This is a genomic window from Kitasatospora atroaurantiaca (assembly GCF_007828955.1).
In the GTDB taxonomy this organism is placed as follows: domain Bacteria; phylum Actinomycetota; class Actinomycetes; order Streptomycetales; family Streptomycetaceae; genus Kitasatospora; species Kitasatospora atroaurantiaca.
The window spans coordinates 5,412,652-5,428,574 of the sequence record NZ_VIVR01000001.1 but is presented as its reverse complement, the minus strand read 5'-3'; the positions used below and the strand labels follow the sequence as shown (position 1 = coordinate 5,428,574).

Here is a 15,923-nt window from a genome sequence, read left to right as displayed (position 1 = left end):
CCACCCTACGGGGCCGGAGTGACAATCCGGTCCCTCTGGGTGGGCAGCACACTCGGTCCGCCGGGGTGCAGGGCGTTGTCGACCTCGCCGTGCACGGCGGCGTGCGGGCGCTGTGGCCGGTCCCGGTAGCCGTCCAGCAGCAGCCGGTTGCGGTTGAGGCAGAGCCGCTCGATCCGCGGGGTGAAGAGGTCGAAGAGCTTGAAGCGGTCGGTGAGCTCCGGGAAGCGCCGTTGGTGCGCCATGATCCGCTCGCGCAGCAGTGCCCAGAACTCGGCCTCGCCCACCCCGAGCTGCTCCTCGAAGAGCGGCGCCAGGAAGCGGTACACCCCGATGAACAGCCCCGAGTGCAGGAACTGACAGAGGAACTCCGGGGGTTCGCGCAGCAGGACCTCGCCGACCTCCGCCGGCAGGCCGGCCAGCTCGGGCAGGTCCTGGTCGCTGATGTTGACGTCGTCCACGAAGTCCTTGACGGCCAGCCGGACCGGCCTGTCCTGCTCGTCGAAGACCACGATCGCGTTCTCGCCGTGCGGGGAGAAGACCGTGCCGTAGCGGTAGAGGAAGTGCAGCAGCGGCGGCAGCATCACCGCGAACAGCCGGCGCAGCCAGTCCCTGGCGGGGAGGCCCGAGCGGGCGACCAGCTCGGCGACCAGCGCCCCGCCGTCGGAGCCGGTCTGCAGCAGGGACGCCAGGGTCCGGCCGCGCTCGCCCGGCTTCAGGTACCGGCCGAGCGGCTCGCGCCAGATCGCGCCCAGCAGTTCCTTGTACTGGTACGGGACTTCCGGCAGCTCCCGGTAGAGCGGGTGGTCGACGGTGACGGAGGCGATCTCGCCGAGCAGGATCACCCGGCACTCGTCGCGCAGGAACGGGTCGCCGTCGCGCAGCCCGTGGATCCAGGCGGTGACCGCCGGGGCGGCGAGGGTGCGCTCGGTCGGCAGGCCGCGCCAGACCAGGGTGTTGAGGATGGAGAGCGGCAGCTTGACGGTGCAGCGGTCCGGGCGGCTGAGGTTGAAGAAGCTCCGGATCGACTGCTGCGGCAGCCTCAGGTCGCCGTCGCTGGGCAGGGGCACGATCTCGCCGGAGGCGATCCAGGGGGCGAAGAGCGGCACGACCACCTCGTCCCACTGCCACGGGTGGACGGGCAGCAGCAGGTACTCCCCCGCCCGCTCGCCGAGCTGCTCGCGGAACGCGGTGTCCAGCTCGTGCGTGTAGAGGTCCTCCTGCCCACGGAACGAGGCGAGCCGCCTGTGCACCGCGATCCACGGCAGCCGCTGCGGTGTACGGGCCTCCGGCGCCCAGCCTGCGGTGTCCCGGGCCGAGAGGCCGAGCCGGCCCTTGTTGGGGACGATCCAGGGGTGCCCGCTCTGCCGGCCCTCCAGCTCGACATGGCCGAGGTCGGCCAGTTCGGCGGCGGTCAGCTCGGTGGCGATCTGGTGCGCGTCGGCCAGCAGGGTGGCGGTGAGCTCGCGGAGCAGGTGCCCGAGGGTGTCCCCGGAGAGGCCGAGCACCCCACGGGCCAGCTGGACGAAGCGCAACGGGTCCCCGTCCGGGTCCGCGGCGCAGCCGACCGAGGCCGGGTCGACCTGCCAGCTCCCGTACGCCCCCCGGCGTGCGGTGAACCGGTACTCGGCGCCCGGGACCTCGAGCAGGTACCCGTCGCCGTCCGCGACCGGGCTGATCAGCTCCTCGTACGCGAACTCGCCGATCATCTTGGCGAGCATCGCCCGGCGGGCCCGCTGCCAGTGCTCGGGGGTGAGCTGCGGTGGCAGGTAGAGCTCAGCGGGTGGCTGCTGCGGCACGGTTCCCCTCCTGGGGTCGCGGGAGCACGGTGGCGGCGGGCGGGGCGAAGCTGGTCCAGGCCGTGCGGGCGGGCAGCCGGTGGATGGTCTTCCCGGCGACGGCGTTGAGGATGACGGCGGCGCGGTGGGCGCCGAGGCCGAGGTCCGGGGTCCCGACCCCGTGGGTGTGCAGTTCGGCGTTCTGGACGTACAGGCCGCCGGTGAGCCGGGGCCGGGTGGCCACCCGGTGGTCCGGGTCGACCCGGTAGCGGCCGTGCTCGTCCCAGTCGATCAGCTCGGCGATCGGGTCGAGCGCGGCCGGGCGGACCGCCCGGTAGCCGGTGGCGAGCACGACGGCGTCGGTGCGTACCAGGTGCTCGGCGCCCGAGTCGACGTGGCGGCAGCTCAGTTCGAAGCCGCCGCAGGGCCCGGCCAGCGCCTCGGTGACGGCCGTGCCGGGAAGGATCTCGACCGGGTCGGCGTCCAGCGGGCGGCCGATGGTGCGCTCGTAGAGGTGGTCGTGGATCTCGGCGAGGGTCTCGGCGCTGGCGGCCTTGTGCAGCTGCCACTGGGCCTCGACCAGCTGGTCGCGGACCGTGGGATCGAGGCTCTGGAAGTACCGGGTGTAGTCGGGCGTGAAGTGCTCCAGGCCCAGCTTGGAGTACTCCATGGGGGCCAGCGCCCGGGTCCTGGTCAGCCAGCGCAGCCGGGTGCCGTCGCCGCCGCGGGTGCGCAGCAGGTCGAGGAAGACCTCCGCACCGGACTGGCCGGAGCCGACCACGGTGATGTCGCGGGCGGCGTCGAGGCTGTGGCGGCGGTCGAGGTAGTCGGCGGAGTGCCAGACCCGGGGGTGGCCGCGCAGCGCGGCGAAGGCCTCGGGGTGTCCCGGACGGGTGCCGACGCCGAGGACGACGTTCCTGGCCCAGACCTCGCCGCGGCCGGTCTCGGCCCGGTACAGCTCGTGCTCCTCGGACCAGTGCAGCGCGGTGACGGCGGTGCCGAAGCGGCAGTTGACGAGGCGCTCGGCCGCCCAGCGGCAATAGTGGTCGTACTCGCGGCGCGGCAGCTGGAAGCGCTCGGCGAAGTAGAACGGGAAGAGCCGCTCCCGGTCGCGCAGGTAGTTGAGGAAGGACCACGGGTTGGTCGGGTCGACCAGCGTGACCAGGTCGGCCAGGAACGGGACCTGCATCCTGGCCCCGTCGACCAGCATCCCCGGGTGCCAGCGGAACTCCTCCCTGGCCTCGCAGAACAGCGAGCTGAGGCCGCTGACCTGGTCGGCCAGCGCGGCCAGGGAGAGGTTGAACGGGCCGATGCCGACACCGAGGAGGTCGTACGGCTCGGGCTGCGGGTTATCCATGCCGTCCTGTTCGGAGAGGGGTCTGGGGGCGGCGGCGGATCATCAGGGCCGCGCGCTTGGTGGGCAGGTCGAGTTCGGCGGCGAGCTCGAAGCCGGCGTTCCGGAAGGCCCGTACCGAGGGCGTGTTGCGGATGTCGGGTTCGGCGACCACCCGGCCGCAGGCGGGCCGTGCCTGCAGGATCCGTTCGGCGAGCGCCGCCAGCAGGGTGCTGCCGAGGCCCCGGCCGCGGGTGCCGGCGGGGCCGAGCAGCAGGTGGACGCCGGTGTCGTGGGGCTGTGCGGGGTAGTGCCGGGCGAGCGGGTCGAGGTCGGCGCGGTAGATCTCCCAGTAGCTCATCGGGACGCCGTCCAGCAGCCCCAGACGGGGAAGGCTGCGGCCGTCGCCGTCGAGCTGGGGGCGCAGGTGCTGCTCGGTGACTCCCGGCGGGCCGGCCAGCTCCCAGAAGGCCGCCACCGCGGGGTCGTTCATCCACTCGGCCAGCTGCGGCAGGTCGTCCGGGAGGTGGACCGGTCGGAGCCGGAACTCCCCGGCGGTGGTCGGGATCACCTCCTGCAGGCCGTCCAGGATCACGCGGCGGCCACCGGGTTGGGGATGTCGACGTAGACCGACTGGGTCTCGACCGGGCCGACCAGCTCGTCCATCCCGTGCAGCCGGGTGAGCAGGTTCGCCTTGCAGTGCAGGGACGGCGCCTCCAGCAGGTGCCGGGCCAGGCCGGACCCGGTGGCGGCGGCCCGGGGGCCCGCCAGGAACCGGCGCAGCGCGGCCAGCAGCACGTGCTCGTCCGCGAGCTGCTGGGAGCCGAAAGCGCCGATCAGCCCGAGGATGTGGTTGATCCCGAGGTAGTAGGCGAAGTGCTTGTCGATCACCCGGTCGTCGATGAAGGTGTCGCTCAGCTTGCCGATGCCGGGCAGCCGGGCGTCCAGCCGGTCGGCGTGCGAGGTCCTGAAGTAGTAGCCCTGGTTGTCCCGGTAGCGGCCGCCGACCGGCCAGCCCTCCTCGTCCAGCAGCACCAGGCTGTTCTGCTGGTGCGCCTCCAGCGCGATGCCGGCCTGCCCGTCCAGCCAGAGCACGGGCAGCACCATGGCGTCGAGGTAGCGCAGGAACCACTCGGCGGCGACGGTCGGCACCGGCCGTCCGCTGCGCGCGGCCAGGGTCCGCAGGACGTCACCGAGGTGCGAGTCGACCCGGCCGAGCGGCCGTTCGGCGACCAGCCCGGCCACGCAGAGCGCTCGCTCGTCGGGGCCGAAGGGCTGCTGCCGCAGCACGGTGTCCAGTCCGTTCGGGTCGTCGAGGCCCGGGAGGTCCACCCCGATCCAGGCCGGGTCGCGGACGATGTCGAAGCCGGGGTGGGCGGCCCGCCACTCGGCGCCGAGACCTGCCTCCAGCAGCTGGTGCATCTCCAGACCGCGGTGCAGCTCCTTGCGGAGGTTCTCCCGGCGGGAGTTGGTGATCCGCAGGCCGAGCGAGAGCTTGAGCATCCACGGGCTGCCGGGGCGGCAGACGGTCCGGACGGACGAGGTCGGGTACCACAACTCGCCCTGCACGCCGAGGTCGTGCAGCCCGCCGGTGGCCAGCAGCTCGGCGACGGCGGGCCGCAGGGCCAGCTCGCGGGCCTGCCAGGGGTGCAGCGGCAGGGCAGCGGTGCCCGGCGGCAACAGGCCGGGATCGCCCAGCAGTTGGGCGGTCAGCCGGTCGGCGTCGAGCCCCGCGGCCGAGTCGGCGGCGAGCAGCTCACGGTCGACCGCGTACCAGTGCAGCCGGAAGGCACCGTGCAGCTCGGGCGAGTACGCGGCGCTCTGCGCCGGCCCGAGGCCGTCCCGGCTCTTCGGGGTCGGGTGCAGCGGGTGGCCGAGCAGCAGGGACTGCTCGGCCCGCAGGAAGGGCCAGGAGGCCGGCTCCTCGGCCCCGCGGCGGTACGCCAGCACGTCCGCGGTGCGGACCACCGAGTCGGCCACCCGGGAGGCCAGGTCGGCGATCTGTCCCGGGTCGGGCCGCTCGGCGACCGCACTGGCGACCAGGGCGGCCACGGTGACGGCGTCCACCGGGGCGTCCGGCCCCCCGTCGGCCCCCGCCAGGACGACCGGGCCGAAGCGGTGCCAGCCGCAGGCCGACCAGTGGCGTACGGGCGCGGCGAGCTGCGCCGCACCGCCGAGCACCGGGATCCGCAGCAGCCCGTCGGCCCCCGGGACCGCACCGGTCTCCCTTGCCCAGCAGCGCAGCAGGCTCTCCACCCCGGCCTGCTCCGCCGCCACCGCCGGATCGGGATCGAGCAGCCGGTCCGGCTCGCTCGACTGGTGGGGGACTGCGGGCGGGGCTCCGGTGAGGGCGGTGCTCAAGGCTGCTCCTAGGGGCGCGTGGGACTGCGGGCGCTGGGAGGGTCGGGGGCGGTGGGAAGGCGAGGGTGTGGGGGACGCTTCCCGGACGCCACAGGTAAGGGTTACCTAGCCCTGACGGGTGATCACAAGATCGGCTCACTCGTTGTGGTGAATACCGTCCGATCACTCACCCGTCGGAGTGAGAATCGAGGAGACCCGGTCACGGAAAGGTGACCATCCGTCAACCCGCGCAACCAGGGGGTGGCCACCGCCGTCCTGCTCCGAGGTGGGAGACTCCACCGGTGCCCGGCCGCCGGTCCGGGCCGTCCAAGCGCACATGCCACGGGGGGCTGAGCCATGTCATCGCTACGCCGAACGGCCTTCGCGGCACTCGCCGCGGCGACCCTGCTGACCGCCACCGCCTGCGGCCCCGGGGACGACGGCGGCAAGGCCGCCCCGCCGCCCGCGTCGGCCTCGGCCACCGGTGGCTCCGGGGGGCGGCTGCACCTGCCGACCAGCCTGCCCTCGGGTCTGCTGGACGGGCTGCCGAAGAGCTGGGACGAGCTCAGGAAGTGGAAGTTCGAGGACTGGGACAACTGGGCGTCCAAGCACGTCTTCAACAACCCGGTCGTCAAGGACCTCTGGAACCCGGACCGGATGAACGGCGCCCAGCCGCAGCAGCCCGCTCCCGTCACTCCGCCGCCCGCCGACAGCGGCGTCACCGACCCCGAGCCGGCTCCGGTCCAGGCCGTGGCGGTGCCGCGCCCCTACACCAGGTACGCGGCCTCCGGGAAGGTCTTCTCGACCGCGCCGGGCGGCGGCACCGGCCAGTGCTCCGCCACGGTGGTCGCCGACCCGGCGCACCCCGGGAAGAGCAACCTGGTCTGGACGGCCGGGCACTGCGTGCACGAGGGCAAGGGCGGGGACTGGTTCAAGAACATCATCTTCGTGCCCGCGTACAACAGCTCGGGTGCCGCGAGCGGGGGCAGGAAGGCGAGCCTGGCGCAGGTCGCCCCGCTCGGCCAGTGGTGGGCCGACAAGGTCATCACCTCCCCGCAGTGGACGGCCGAGGGCGGCCACAGCGGCAACTCGGCCAGCCAGTACGACTTCGCCGTCCTGAAGGTGCACAACCCGGACGGCGGTTCCAAGTCCCTGGAGGAGACGGTCGGCACCGCCGTGCCGGTCTGGTTCGACGCTCCGCGCGAGCAGTTGACCATCTCCGCCTGGGGCTACCCGGCCGTCAAACCCTTCGACGGACGGGAGTTGAACCGGTGCGACGGCGGCAAACCCGTCAGGCTCTCGTTCGACCCCAAGCGGCCCTCGATGCTCACGATCGGCTGCACCATGACCGCGGGCTCCAGCGGCGGCGGCTGGTTCGCCACCATGCCGGACGGCCGCCAGGCCCTGGTCAGCAACACCTCGATCGGGACGCTGGAGCACACCTCGCTCAGCGGCCCGTACCTGGAGAGCGTCGCCAAGCAGGCTCTCGACTACCTGGCCAAGAAGTAGCGCCACGACGTGGCGCCAAGACGTACCACCCTCAGCTGGACAACCATCACCACGGGGAACCGAACACATGCCATCTGACGCCCGCACAGCACCGATCCGCCGCACGGCCGGTCCGGCCGCCGCTGTGCTCACCGTCCTCGCTCTGGCCGCGACCGCCTGCGGCCCCGAGGACGACACCTCTCCGAAGGCGGCCCCGCCCGCGAGTGCCACCGCCTCGCCGAGCAGCAAGGCCGGCCTCAGCCTGCCGAAGAGCCTGAAGGACCTCAACCTGCAGGACCTGAAGAACTGGAGCCTGTCCGACTGGTCCAAGTGGGCCGACGCGCACGGTTTCAAGAACGACCTGGTCAAGGGCTTCTGGGACCTCACCAGGATGGAGGGCGCCAAGGGCATGGACCCGCAGGAGGCGGGCATCCAGTCCACCACCACGGCTCCGGAGAACGACCCCCAGCCGAGCGTCATCACCGCCAAGCCGCAGCAGCACCCGTACAGCGCGAGCACCGCGGTGCTCGGCAAGATCTTCATGACCGTCGACGCGGACACCGGCGCCGTCTGCTCGGGCACCGTGGTCAGCGACCCGGCCCACCCGGGCAGGAGCAACCTGGTCTGGACGGCCGCGCACTGCCTGCACGAGGGCAAGGGCGGCGACTGGTTCAAGAAGATCAGCTTCGTCCCGTCGTTCAACCGCGCGGGCGCCGCCAGCGGGGGCAAGCGCGCCACCGAGGCGCAGCTCGCCCCGTACGGCAGCTGGGCCGCCGACTACGCCGTCGTCTCGCCGCAGTGGGTCGAGGAGGGCGGCCACAAGGGCGGCCCGGCCAGCCAGTACGACTTCGGCGTGATCCGGGTGCACTCCGAGAGCGGCGACGGCCGCTCGCTGGAGGAGACCGTGGGCAGCTCGGTGCCGGTCTGGTTCAACGCCCCGCGGGACCAGATCACCTCGGCCTTCGCGTACGGCTACCCGCAGGCCGCGCCGTTCGACGGCCGCGAGCTCGAGCACTGCGACTCGACGGTCAAGCCCGCCCGGCTCTCCTTCGACGCGAGCCGCCCGTCGATGTACAACATCGGCTGCACCATGACCGGTGGCTCCAGCGGCGGCGGCTGGTTCGTCAACCGCGGCGGCAAGCCCGCACTGATCAGCAACAACTCGATCGGCCCGCGTCCGGCGGCCTGGATGGCGGGCCCGGCGCTCGGCGCCCAGGCGAAGCAGATGTTCGACTACATCAGCCAGAAGAAGGACTGACGTAGCAACAACAGGGGCGCGGGGACCTGCGCGAAACCGGGAGGCTACGGCTCGCAGCCTCCCGCTTCGCGCAGTTCCCCGCGCCCCTGGGATACCCCGAGCCTCAGCCCTGGGTGACGACCGTGAAGCGCTCCAGCTCGGAGGCCAGCTCGGCGGGCACCTTGGCGCGCAGCAGTGTGCCGTCGCCGGTGTGCTCGGTGGAGAGCAGCTCGCCCTCGGCGTGCACCCGGGAGACCAGGTCGCCCCGGGTGTACGGGACCAGGGCCAGGACCTCGATCGCCGGACGCGGCAGCTCGTCGTCGATCAGCTTGAGCAGCTCGTCCATGCCCTGCCCGGTGCGGGCGGAGACCACGATGGCGTGCGGCTCACGGCGCAGCAGGCGCTGCAGCACGTGCGGATCGGCGGCGTCGGCCTTGTTGATCACCACGATCTCCGGCACGTTCTGTGCCTCGACCGAGACGATCACCTCGCGCACGGCGGCCAGCTGCGTCTCCGGCTCGGGGTGCGAGCCGTCCACCACGTGCAGGATGAGGTCCGCGTCGGCGACCTCCTCCATGGTCGAGCGGAAGGCCTCGACCAGGTGGTGCGGCAGGTGCCGGACGAAGCCGACGGTGTCGGCCAGGGTGTAGAGCCGGCCACTCGGGGTCTGCGCCCGGCGCACGGTCGGGTCCAGGGTGGCGAACAGCGCGTTCTCCACCAGCACGCCCGCGCCGGTGAGCCGGTTGAGCAGGGAGGACTTGCCGGCGTTGGTGTAACCCGCGATGGCCACGGAGGGGACCTGGTGACGCTTGCGCTCCTGGCGCTTGGTGTCCCGGCCCTTCTTCATGTCGGCGATCTCCCTGCGGAGCTTCGCCATCTTCTCGCGGATCCGACGACGGTCGGTCTCGATCTTCGTCTCACCGGGACCACGGGTGGCCATACCGCCGCCGGACGAGCCGGAGCCACCACCACCCATCTGCCGGGAGAGCGACTGGCCCCAGCCTCGCAGCCGGGGAAGCATGTACTGCATCTGCGCCAGCGAGACCTGCGCCTTGCCCTCTCGGGACTTGGCGTGCTGGGCGAAGATGTCCAGGATCAGGGCCGTCCGGTCGACGACCTTCACCTTGACGACATCCTCGAGGTGGATCAGCTGGCCCGGGGTGAGCTCACCGTCGCAGACCACGGTGTCGGCACCGGTCGCCGCGACGATGTCGCGAAGCTCCTTCGCCTTGCCGGAGCCGATGTAGGTGGCGGCGTCGGGCTTGTCACGGCGCTGGATCACGCCGTCGAGCACCTGGGAGCCGGCGGTCTCGGCCAGCGCGGCGAGCTCGGCGAGGGAGTTCTCGGCCTCCTCGGCCGTGCCGTCCGTCCATACACCGACGAGCACCACGCGCTCCAGGCGGAGCTGGCGGTACTCGACCTCGGTGATGTCCTCGAGCTCGGTCGAGAGGCCGGCAACACGGCGGAGGGCCGCGCGGTCGCTGCGGTCGTACTGCTCGCCGTCGAAGTGCTGGTCGAGGTCCTCGTCGATCGCCGCGAGGTCCTCGTCCATGAGGGCTTCCGCCCTGAGGTCCGCGAGTCGCCGGGCGGACTCGCTGGAAGTGCTGCGGCTGTCGAACGTGGAGGTCATCTTGTCCTTTGCTTGATCGGGAGGCCGGTGCGCATCCCCTACCCCTGTGGGCCGCGGTCGACACCGGCGCTTCTGCCTCCGGTGAACACCACGGACCGGCCGTGAATTCCCTTCGATGGTCGCATGCCCGACGTGACCGGGTCATCCCCATTTCCGCTGCGGAAGCCCGGACGGCACACGTCGTACACCCCGGAGACCCGCAGCATGGCGCGCATCACCGCAGGCAGCGTCTCCGCCGTGGGGAGCTCGATGGTGTAGGTGTGCCGCACCCGGAGCTCCTCCGGCGGCTCGACGGAGGCCGAGATGATGCCGATGCCCTCGGCGGACATCACAGCCGTCAGGTCCGCCAGCAGCCGGGGGCGGTTGAGCGCCTCGGCCTGCAGGGTGACGCGGTACCCGCACGGGGGGCAGGCCCCGGCGACCCAGGCCAGCTCGACCGGGCCTCGCCCGGCCGCGCGCATCTGCTCCCCGTCGGGGCAGCCCGTACGGTGCACCGCGACGGCGCCGCCCCTGATCACGAAGCCGGTGACGGCGTCCGGGGGTACGGGCGTGCAGCAGCGGGCCAGCCGGACGAGCGCACCCGGCCGGCCCGCCACGGCCACCGGGGATTCACCGCGCCGGGTGGCCGGCGAGGCGGCCGGCAGGGGGTGGGCGCCGGACGGACCGGTCTCCTCGTCATCGGGGCCCGGCCCTGTTTCCGGGTGGTCCGCCAGCCAGCGTTCGATGGCGAGCCGGGCACGCGGCGTCCGGACGTGCTCCAGCCACTCGGGGGACGGCCCCGAGGGCTCGGCGCCGGGCTCGGCCTGGCCGCCCTGCTCGGTGAGGACGGCCACCACGTCGCCGTCGCCGAGGGCGGTGGAGAGCGCGACCAGGCGTCCGTTGACCCGAGCGCCGAGACATCGGTGGCCGGTCTCCTCACCGAGCAGGTAGGCGGCGTCCACACAGCTCGCCCCGGCGGGCAGCTGCAGGGTCTCGCCGTCCTCGGTGACGGCGGTGATCTCGCGGTCGTCGGAGAGGTCCGCGGTGAGGGCGGACCAGAAGGTGTCCGGGTCGGGCGTCTCCTGCTGCCACTCCAGCAGGCGGCTGAGCCAACCGGGGCGGGCCGGGTCGGTCCGGTCGAGTTCGTCGCTCTGCTGTCCTCCCGGCTGGTGCGGGTCGCCGAGGGCGACCACGCCGAACTCGGCCACCCGGTGCATCTGCCGCGTCCGCACCAGCACCTCGACCACCTCGCCGCCGGAGAGCGAGACGGCGGTGTGCAGCGACTGGTACAGATTGAACTTGGGCGCGGCGACGAAGTCCTTGAACTCGCCCGGCAGCGGGGTCCAGCAGGTGTGCAGCTCGCCGAGGACGGCGTAGCAGTCGGCGTTCTCCTCGACGACCACCAGCAGGCGGCCGAAGTCGGCGGGCTGCAGGCCCTGTGGGAGGCCGTCGGGCCCGGCCGCGGCGGTGCGCTTGAGCAGCACCCGGTGCAGCGAGACCCCGTGCCGGGGCCGGACCAGCACGGTGGCGGTGACCCCGGCCTCGGCGAGCTGCCGGGTGAGCGCGTCCGCGAAGGGCTGGAGCAGCTGGTCGGGCTCGGCCTCGTGGGCGGCGACCAGCGCACGGGTACGGGCGTGCTCCTCCGGGTGGAGGGTGGCGAAGACGATGTCCTCCAGCTCGGCCTTGAGCACCTGGATGCCGAGCCGCTCGGCGAGCGGGATCAGCACGTCCCGGGTGACCTTGGCGATCCGGATCCGGCTGGCGGGCTTCATGTGACGGATCGTCCGCATGTTGTGCAGCCGGTCGGCGAGTTTGATCACCATGACCCGGACGTCGTCCCCGGTGGCGACCAGCATCTTGCGGAAGGTCTCGGCCTCGGCGGCCGCACCGAAGTCGACCTTCTCCAACTTGGTGACGCCGTCGACCAGGTACGCCACCTCGGGGCCGAACTCCGCGCTGACCTGGTCCAGCGTCACCTCGGTGTCCTCGACGGTGTCGTGGAGCAGCGAGGCCACCAAGGTGGTCGTGCCGGCGCCCAGTTGGGCGAGGATCATGGTCACCGCGAGCGGGTGGGTGATGAACGGCTCGCCGCTCTTGCGGGTCTGCCCGCGGTGGCTGGCCTCGGCGGTGCGGTAGGCGCGGCTGAGCAGCGCGAGGTCGGCCTGCGGGTGGTGGCGCCGGTGGGCCTCGACGACGGGCTCGATGGCGTCGGGTACGGGCGTACGGCCGGTGGCCAGCAGCGCCGCCCGGCCGGCCCGGCCGAGCGCGGCGCGGTTCAGCCGGCCCAGCGGGCGCTTGGCCCCGGCAGCAGGACCGGTCTCGGACGGGACGGCTTCCGCTAGTCGCCCGCTCGCCTCGGGGCGGATGGTCATCTGCACCTCCGGCAGCGATCCACCGGAGCGACTCCCGACCCGGTGGTCCATGCTACCGAGCACAGCACGTTCCGCGATGGGTTGCTTCCCGTCCGTCAGCGAGATCACTCGATCGGGGGGATTCACTCATCGCGGAACGGGGGAAAGCGGACGCCTCAGCCGGACAGCAGGCCCGGCTCGATGACGCCCTCGGCGACGATCTCGGCCGGGCCGGTCATCTCGACCCGCCCGTCCGGGTGCTCCGCGATGACCAGGCGGCCGCCCGGGACGTCCACCGTGTAGGTGACCGGCTCGCCCGTGACGGCCGGGTCGATCCCCTCGCGACGGGCGGCGGCCACGGCCACCGCGCAGGCGCCCGTACCGCAGGAGCGGGTCTCGCCGGAGCCGCGCTCGTGCACCCGCATGGCGACGTGCCGCGGCCCGCGGTCCACCACGAACTCGACGTTGACGCCCTCCGGGTACACCCCGTCCGGGCTGGTCAGCGGCGCGGTCCACAGGTTCCCGGCCTGGTCGAGGTCCTCGACGAAGGCGACCGCGTGCGGGTTGCCCATGTTGACGTTGCGAGCCGGCCAGCTGCGGTCGCCGACCATGACCTCGATCCCGTCCGGCCCCGGCAGCAGCGCCCGGCCCATGTCCACGGTGACCTCACCCGAGTCGCCGTCGGCGACCACGACCTGCCGGACGCCCGCCCGGGTGGCCACCGCCAGCGGTCCGGGCTTGGCCAGGCCGGCGCGGACCAGGTAGTGGGCGAAGACCCGGACACCGTTACCGCACATCTCGGCGATCGATCCGTCGGAGTTGCGGTAGTCCATGAACCACTCGGCCCGGTCCGCGAGGGCCGCTGCCTCCGGGTCCGCGGCGGAGCGCACCACGCGCAGCAGGCCGTCGCCGCCGATGCCCGCCCGGCGGTCGCACAGCCTGGCCACCGCGGCCGGGCCGAGGTCGAGCAGGCCGTCCGGGTCGGGGACGATCACGAAGTCGTTCTGGGTGCCGTGGCCCTTGAGGAAGGGGAGACCGGCCGAGGTGGATGCGCTCACAGAGCCGATAGTACTGATCAGCCCCGCAGGTGGACGACCCGCCAGACGGCCAGCGCCACCGCGACCACGGCGAGCAGGGTGTAGACGACGACCGCGCGCCGGCTCGCCCGGCGGCCGCTGCCCCGGCGCGGCAGGCCCGGCCACTTGTAGCCGGCGACCCTGGCGGCCATCGCGCCCCAGCCGACCGAGGCCGCGGTGAGCAGCAGGCCGAGCATCCCGATCATGGACGAGGCGCCGTCACCCGAGCCGAAGGCGAGCGGGAAGGCGAACATCAGCGAGCCGAGGGTGGCCACCAGGGCGATCGGCAGGGTCTGCCACCAGCGGAGCCTGCGGCGCGGGCGGATCTCCCGCTCGTGCACCACTCCGGGGGCGGCCAGGTCGGTGAGCGCGGGCAGGGCGATCGCGTACGAGGTCGGCATCGTCAGTTCGGGCAGGGTGAGCTCGGTGCTGTCGGCTGCACTGTGCGGCAGCTGCTCGGTTTCGGGGCCGGTACCCGTCGACACGCGGCCTCCCCTGACGGTTCGACACGAGTTCGCGGATTTGCGAACGGTGAGGCCGGCCCGCGCGACTGACCCCTGATGCCCTCGATAATGGCATGTCCAGAGCCGCCGACAGGGCGTCCTGAGGGGTAGGCGGGTGATCCGTGGCCAGGACGTGATGCGGCCGTAACCCCCGGTTCGTCATGCACCTGCAGCTGCACCGGACGATGGCCGGAACCGGTCAGATCTGAGGCCGGATCAGTTCGAGCGAGCGGGCCAGGAGCTCGGCCGGGTCGGCGCCGGCCGGCCGGGAGAGCCAGTGGATGCGGTCGTCGCGGCGGAACCAGGACTCCTGGCGGCGGGCGAAGCGCTTGGTCGCCCTGACCGTCTCCACGCGGGCCTCCTCCTCGCCGCACTCCCCCGCGAAGTGGGCCAGCACCTGCTGGTAGCCGAGCGCCCGGGAGGCCGTCCGGCCCTCCCGCAGGCCCAGCTTCTCCAGGGCGCGGACCTCGTCCAGCAGCCCGGCCTCCCACATCCGGTCGACCCTCAGGGTGATCCGCTCGTCCAGCTCGGGCCGCGGCACCTGCACGCCGATCTGCACCGTCTCGTACACCGCGGTGTTGCCGGGGAGGCTGGCGGTGAAGGGGCGGCCGGTGATCTCGATGACCTCCAGGGCACGGACGATCCGGCGGCCGTTGCTGGGCAGGATGGCAGCGGCGGCGGCCGCGTCGAGAGCGGCGAGGCGCAGGTGCAGCGCACCGGAACCGGCCTCGGCCAGCTCGTCCTCCAGGCGGGCCCGGACGGCCGGGTCAGTGCCAGGGAACTCCATCTCGTCGATGGCGGCCCGCACGTACAGGCCGGAGCCGCCGACCAGGACGGGGGTGCGGCCGTCGGCCAGCAGCCGGTCGATCTCGGCGCGGGCCAGGCGCTGGTACTCGGCGACGCTGGCCGCCTCGGTGACGTCCCAGATGTCCAGCAGGTGGTGCGGGATGCCGCCGCGCTCGTCCAGGGTGAGCTTGGCCGTGCCGATGTCCATTCCCCGGTACAGCTGCATCGAGTCGGTGTTGATCACCTCGCCGCCGAGGCTGGTGGCGATGGCGACGGCCAGGTCGGACTTGCCGGCGGCGGTCGCGCCGACCACGGAGACGACGCGGGGCTGGGGGACACGGGAGCTGCTCACGGATCAAGTCTCCCAAAAGCGCGAGTGGCGACGTGTCTCAGCTGATCTCCATGGGGAAGGATATGGATGGTTTGGGATGGTTACGGCGGGTTCCTACCCGCGAACCCGCGCAAGGAGACGAAGCCATGAGCCTGAAGGACACCCTCAAGGGCAAGGCCGGGGAGCTCAAGGAGAAGGCCAGCGAACTGACCGGCAAGCACGAGGAGAAGATCGACGACGTGGTGGACAAGGCAGGCGCGGCCGCGGACAAGGTCACCAAGCACAAGTACACCGAGAAGATCGAACACGGCACCAACAAGGCCAAGGACGCGGTCGACCACTTCGCCAGCAAGCCCAAGCCCAAGGACGAGGAAGAGGGCCCTACGAGCTGATCAGCGACCAGGAGGCGACGAAGTAGCCGACACCGTACGGCGCCTCGTCGTGGCGCAGCCGTGCAGTCAGCCCGGCACCCTGGGCAGCGCCCGCGAGCACCTGCCAGGGGGCTCGGCCGTCGGCGAGCAGCTCGGCCGAGAGCACCGGGTCGAGCGCCGCCAGCGCCTCCGTGTCGGCCGCGCCCAGGGCCCGGGCGGCCGCCGCGTCATAGCCGTCGGCACGCTCGTCCAGGTAGCCGGGCGCCTTGACCGAACGGCGGGCACTGCCGTCGCCCAGCACCAGCAGCCCGACCCGGTCGGCGAGGTCGGCCAGGCCCTTGCCGAGGCCCAGCATCCGCGCGGACGAGGCATCCGCGGGCACCGCACAGGCATGGGTCGGCAGCACCGCACCGGCCTGCTCGAGCAGCCAGGCCCCGACCGTCAGCGAGGGTGACAGCTCCGGCCCCTCCACCCCACCCGACGGCAGCCGGACGGCCAGCTCGACCCCGTACCGGTGGAACGACCCGGCTCCGCCCTCGGTCCAGACCTCGGGGGTGGGACCGGTGCCGACCACCACGATCAGTTCGGCGCCGGAGGCCAGCAGCTCCCCGACCGCCTCCGCGCAGGCCGCGCGCAGCGGCTCCAGCTCGGGCGCCGCCCCGGCGGCGACCTCGGGTACGAGCAGAGGCGGGCAGGGGCAGACGGCAGCGGCAACCAGCATGC

At 72.7% G+C, this 15,923-nt stretch carries 13 protein-coding genes; 3 read left to right on the top strand and 10 right to left on the bottom strand.

The features are described from left to right. Positions 1–5 precede the first annotated feature (5 nt). Genes FB465_RS24610 through FB465_RS24595 form a run of 4 tightly spaced genes read right to left on the bottom strand, consistent with a single transcriptional unit; the run spans position 6 to position 5,469 of the window. Positions 6–1,718: an IucA/IucC family protein gene (locus FB465_RS24610; protein ID WP_145797565.1), complete on the bottom strand. Its 1,713-nt coding sequence runs from the start codon at positions 1,716–1,718 to the stop codon at positions 6–8. A gap of 55 nt (positions 1,719–1,773) precedes the next feature. Next, a complete protein-coding gene (locus FB465_RS24605; RefSeq protein WP_145793928.1) occupies positions 1,774–3,132 on the bottom strand; it encodes a lysine N(6)-hydroxylase/L-ornithine N(5)-oxygenase family protein in 1,359 nt (452 codons plus the stop codon). Next, the gene (locus FB465_RS24600) at positions 3,125–3,808 is read right to left on the bottom strand and encodes a GNAT family N-acetyltransferase (RefSeq protein WP_145797564.1); all 684 of its coding nucleotides are present in this window, start codon (positions 3,806–3,808) and stop codon (positions 3,125–3,127) included. The genes FB465_RS24605 and FB465_RS24600 overlap by 8 nt, the downstream gene beginning before the upstream one ends. After that, positions 3,700–5,469 (bottom strand): IucA/IucC family protein, encoded by a 1,770-nt coding sequence (locus tag FB465_RS24595; RefSeq protein WP_145793926.1) that lies wholly within the window; start codon positions 5,467–5,469, stop codon positions 3,700–3,702. The genes FB465_RS24600 and FB465_RS24595 overlap by 109 nt, the downstream gene beginning before the upstream one ends. 336 nt (positions 5,470–5,805) lie before the next feature. Here FB465_RS24595 and FB465_RS24590 point away from each other — a divergent pair, with 336 nt between their 5' ends. Together FB465_RS24590 and FB465_RS24585 are read left to right on the top strand one after the other, a co-directional pair. After that, positions 5,806–6,957, top strand: a complete 1,152-nt coding sequence (locus tag FB465_RS24590) for a trypsin-like serine peptidase (RefSeq protein ID WP_145793925.1) — start codon at positions 5,806–5,808, stop codon at positions 6,955–6,957. 67 nt (positions 6,958–7,024) lie between these two features. Beyond that, positions 7,025–8,194 (top strand): trypsin-like serine peptidase, encoded by a 1,170-nt coding sequence (locus tag FB465_RS24585; protein WP_145793923.1) that lies wholly within the window; start codon positions 7,025–7,027, stop codon positions 8,192–8,194. 103 nt (positions 8,195–8,297) lie between these two features. On the opposite strand, the gene hflX is transcribed toward FB465_RS24585, so the two are convergent. From hflX to miaA, 5 genes are all read right to left on the bottom strand, one after another. Further along, positions 8,298–9,803: a GTPase HflX gene (hflX, locus tag FB465_RS24580; RefSeq protein ID WP_145793921.1), complete on the bottom strand. Its 1,506-nt coding sequence runs from the start codon at positions 9,801–9,803 to the stop codon at positions 8,298–8,300. 38 nt (positions 9,804–9,841) lie between these two features. Next, complete coding sequence (locus FB465_RS24575) at positions 9,842–12,154, bottom strand: RelA/SpoT family protein (RefSeq protein WP_246192815.1); 2,313 nt, start codon at positions 12,152–12,154, stop codon at positions 9,842–9,844. Between the two features lie 155 nt (positions 12,155–12,309). Beyond that, positions 12,310–13,191, bottom strand: coding sequence for a diaminopimelate epimerase (gene dapF, locus FB465_RS24570; RefSeq protein WP_145793918.1), 882 nt, complete (start codon positions 13,189–13,191; stop codon positions 12,310–12,312). A gap of 17 nt (positions 13,192–13,208) precedes the next feature. Then, a complete protein-coding gene (locus FB465_RS24565) occupies positions 13,209–13,694 on the bottom strand; it encodes a hypothetical protein (RefSeq protein ID WP_145793915.1) in 486 nt (161 codons plus the stop codon). Between the two features lie 217 nt (positions 13,695–13,911). Further along, positions 13,912–14,850: a tRNA (adenosine(37)-N6)-dimethylallyltransferase MiaA gene (gene miaA / locus FB465_RS24560; RefSeq protein ID WP_145793913.1), complete on the bottom strand. Its 939-nt coding sequence runs from the start codon at positions 14,848–14,850 to the stop codon at positions 13,912–13,914. A 125-nt stretch (positions 14,851–14,975) separates the two neighbouring features. Between miaA and FB465_RS24555 the strand changes: the two genes are divergently transcribed. Then, complete coding sequence (locus FB465_RS24555) at positions 14,976–15,221, top strand: antitoxin (protein ID WP_145793911.1); 246 nt, start codon at positions 14,976–14,978, stop codon at positions 15,219–15,221. Here FB465_RS24555 and FB465_RS24550 read toward each other — a convergent pair. Beyond that, complete coding sequence (locus FB465_RS24550; RefSeq protein ID WP_145793909.1) at positions 15,211–15,921, bottom strand: class III extradiol dioxygenase subunit B-like domain-containing protein; 711 nt, start codon at positions 15,919–15,921, stop codon at positions 15,211–15,213. The genes FB465_RS24555 and FB465_RS24550 overlap by 11 nt on opposite strands. Positions 15,922–15,923 lie beyond the last annotated feature (2 nt).

Bases quoted from the DNA above. Each gene is read 5' to 3' on its own strand.
- FB465_RS24555 (WP_145793911.1), top strand. From the start codon at position 14,976: ATGAGCCTGAAGGACACCCTCAAGGGCAAGGCCGGGGAGCTCAAGGAG.
- FB465_RS24605 (WP_145793928.1), bottom strand. From the start codon at position 3,132: ATGGATAACCCGCAGCCCGAGCCGTACGACCTCCTCGGTGTCGGCATC.
- FB465_RS24575 (WP_246192815.1), bottom strand. From the start codon at position 12,154: ATGACCATCCGCCCCGAGGCGAGCGGGCGACTAGCGGAAGCCGTCCCG.
- hflX (WP_145793921.1), bottom strand. From the start codon at position 9,803: ATGACCTCCACGTTCGACAGCCGCAGCACTTCCAGCGAGTCCGCCCGG.
- FB465_RS24550 (WP_145793909.1), bottom strand. From the start codon at position 15,921: ATGCTGGTTGCCGCTGCCGTCTGCCCCTGCCCGCCTCTGCTCGTACCC.
- FB465_RS24590 (WP_145793925.1), top strand. From the start codon at position 5,806: ATGTCATCGCTACGCCGAACGGCCTTCGCGGCACTCGCCGCGGCGACC.
- FB465_RS24585 (WP_145793923.1), top strand. From the start codon at position 7,025: ATGCCATCTGACGCCCGCACAGCACCGATCCGCCGCACGGCCGGTCCG.
- FB465_RS24610 (WP_145797565.1), bottom strand. From the start codon at position 1,718: ATGCTCGCCAAGATGATCGGCGAGTTCGCGTACGAGGAGCTGATCAGC.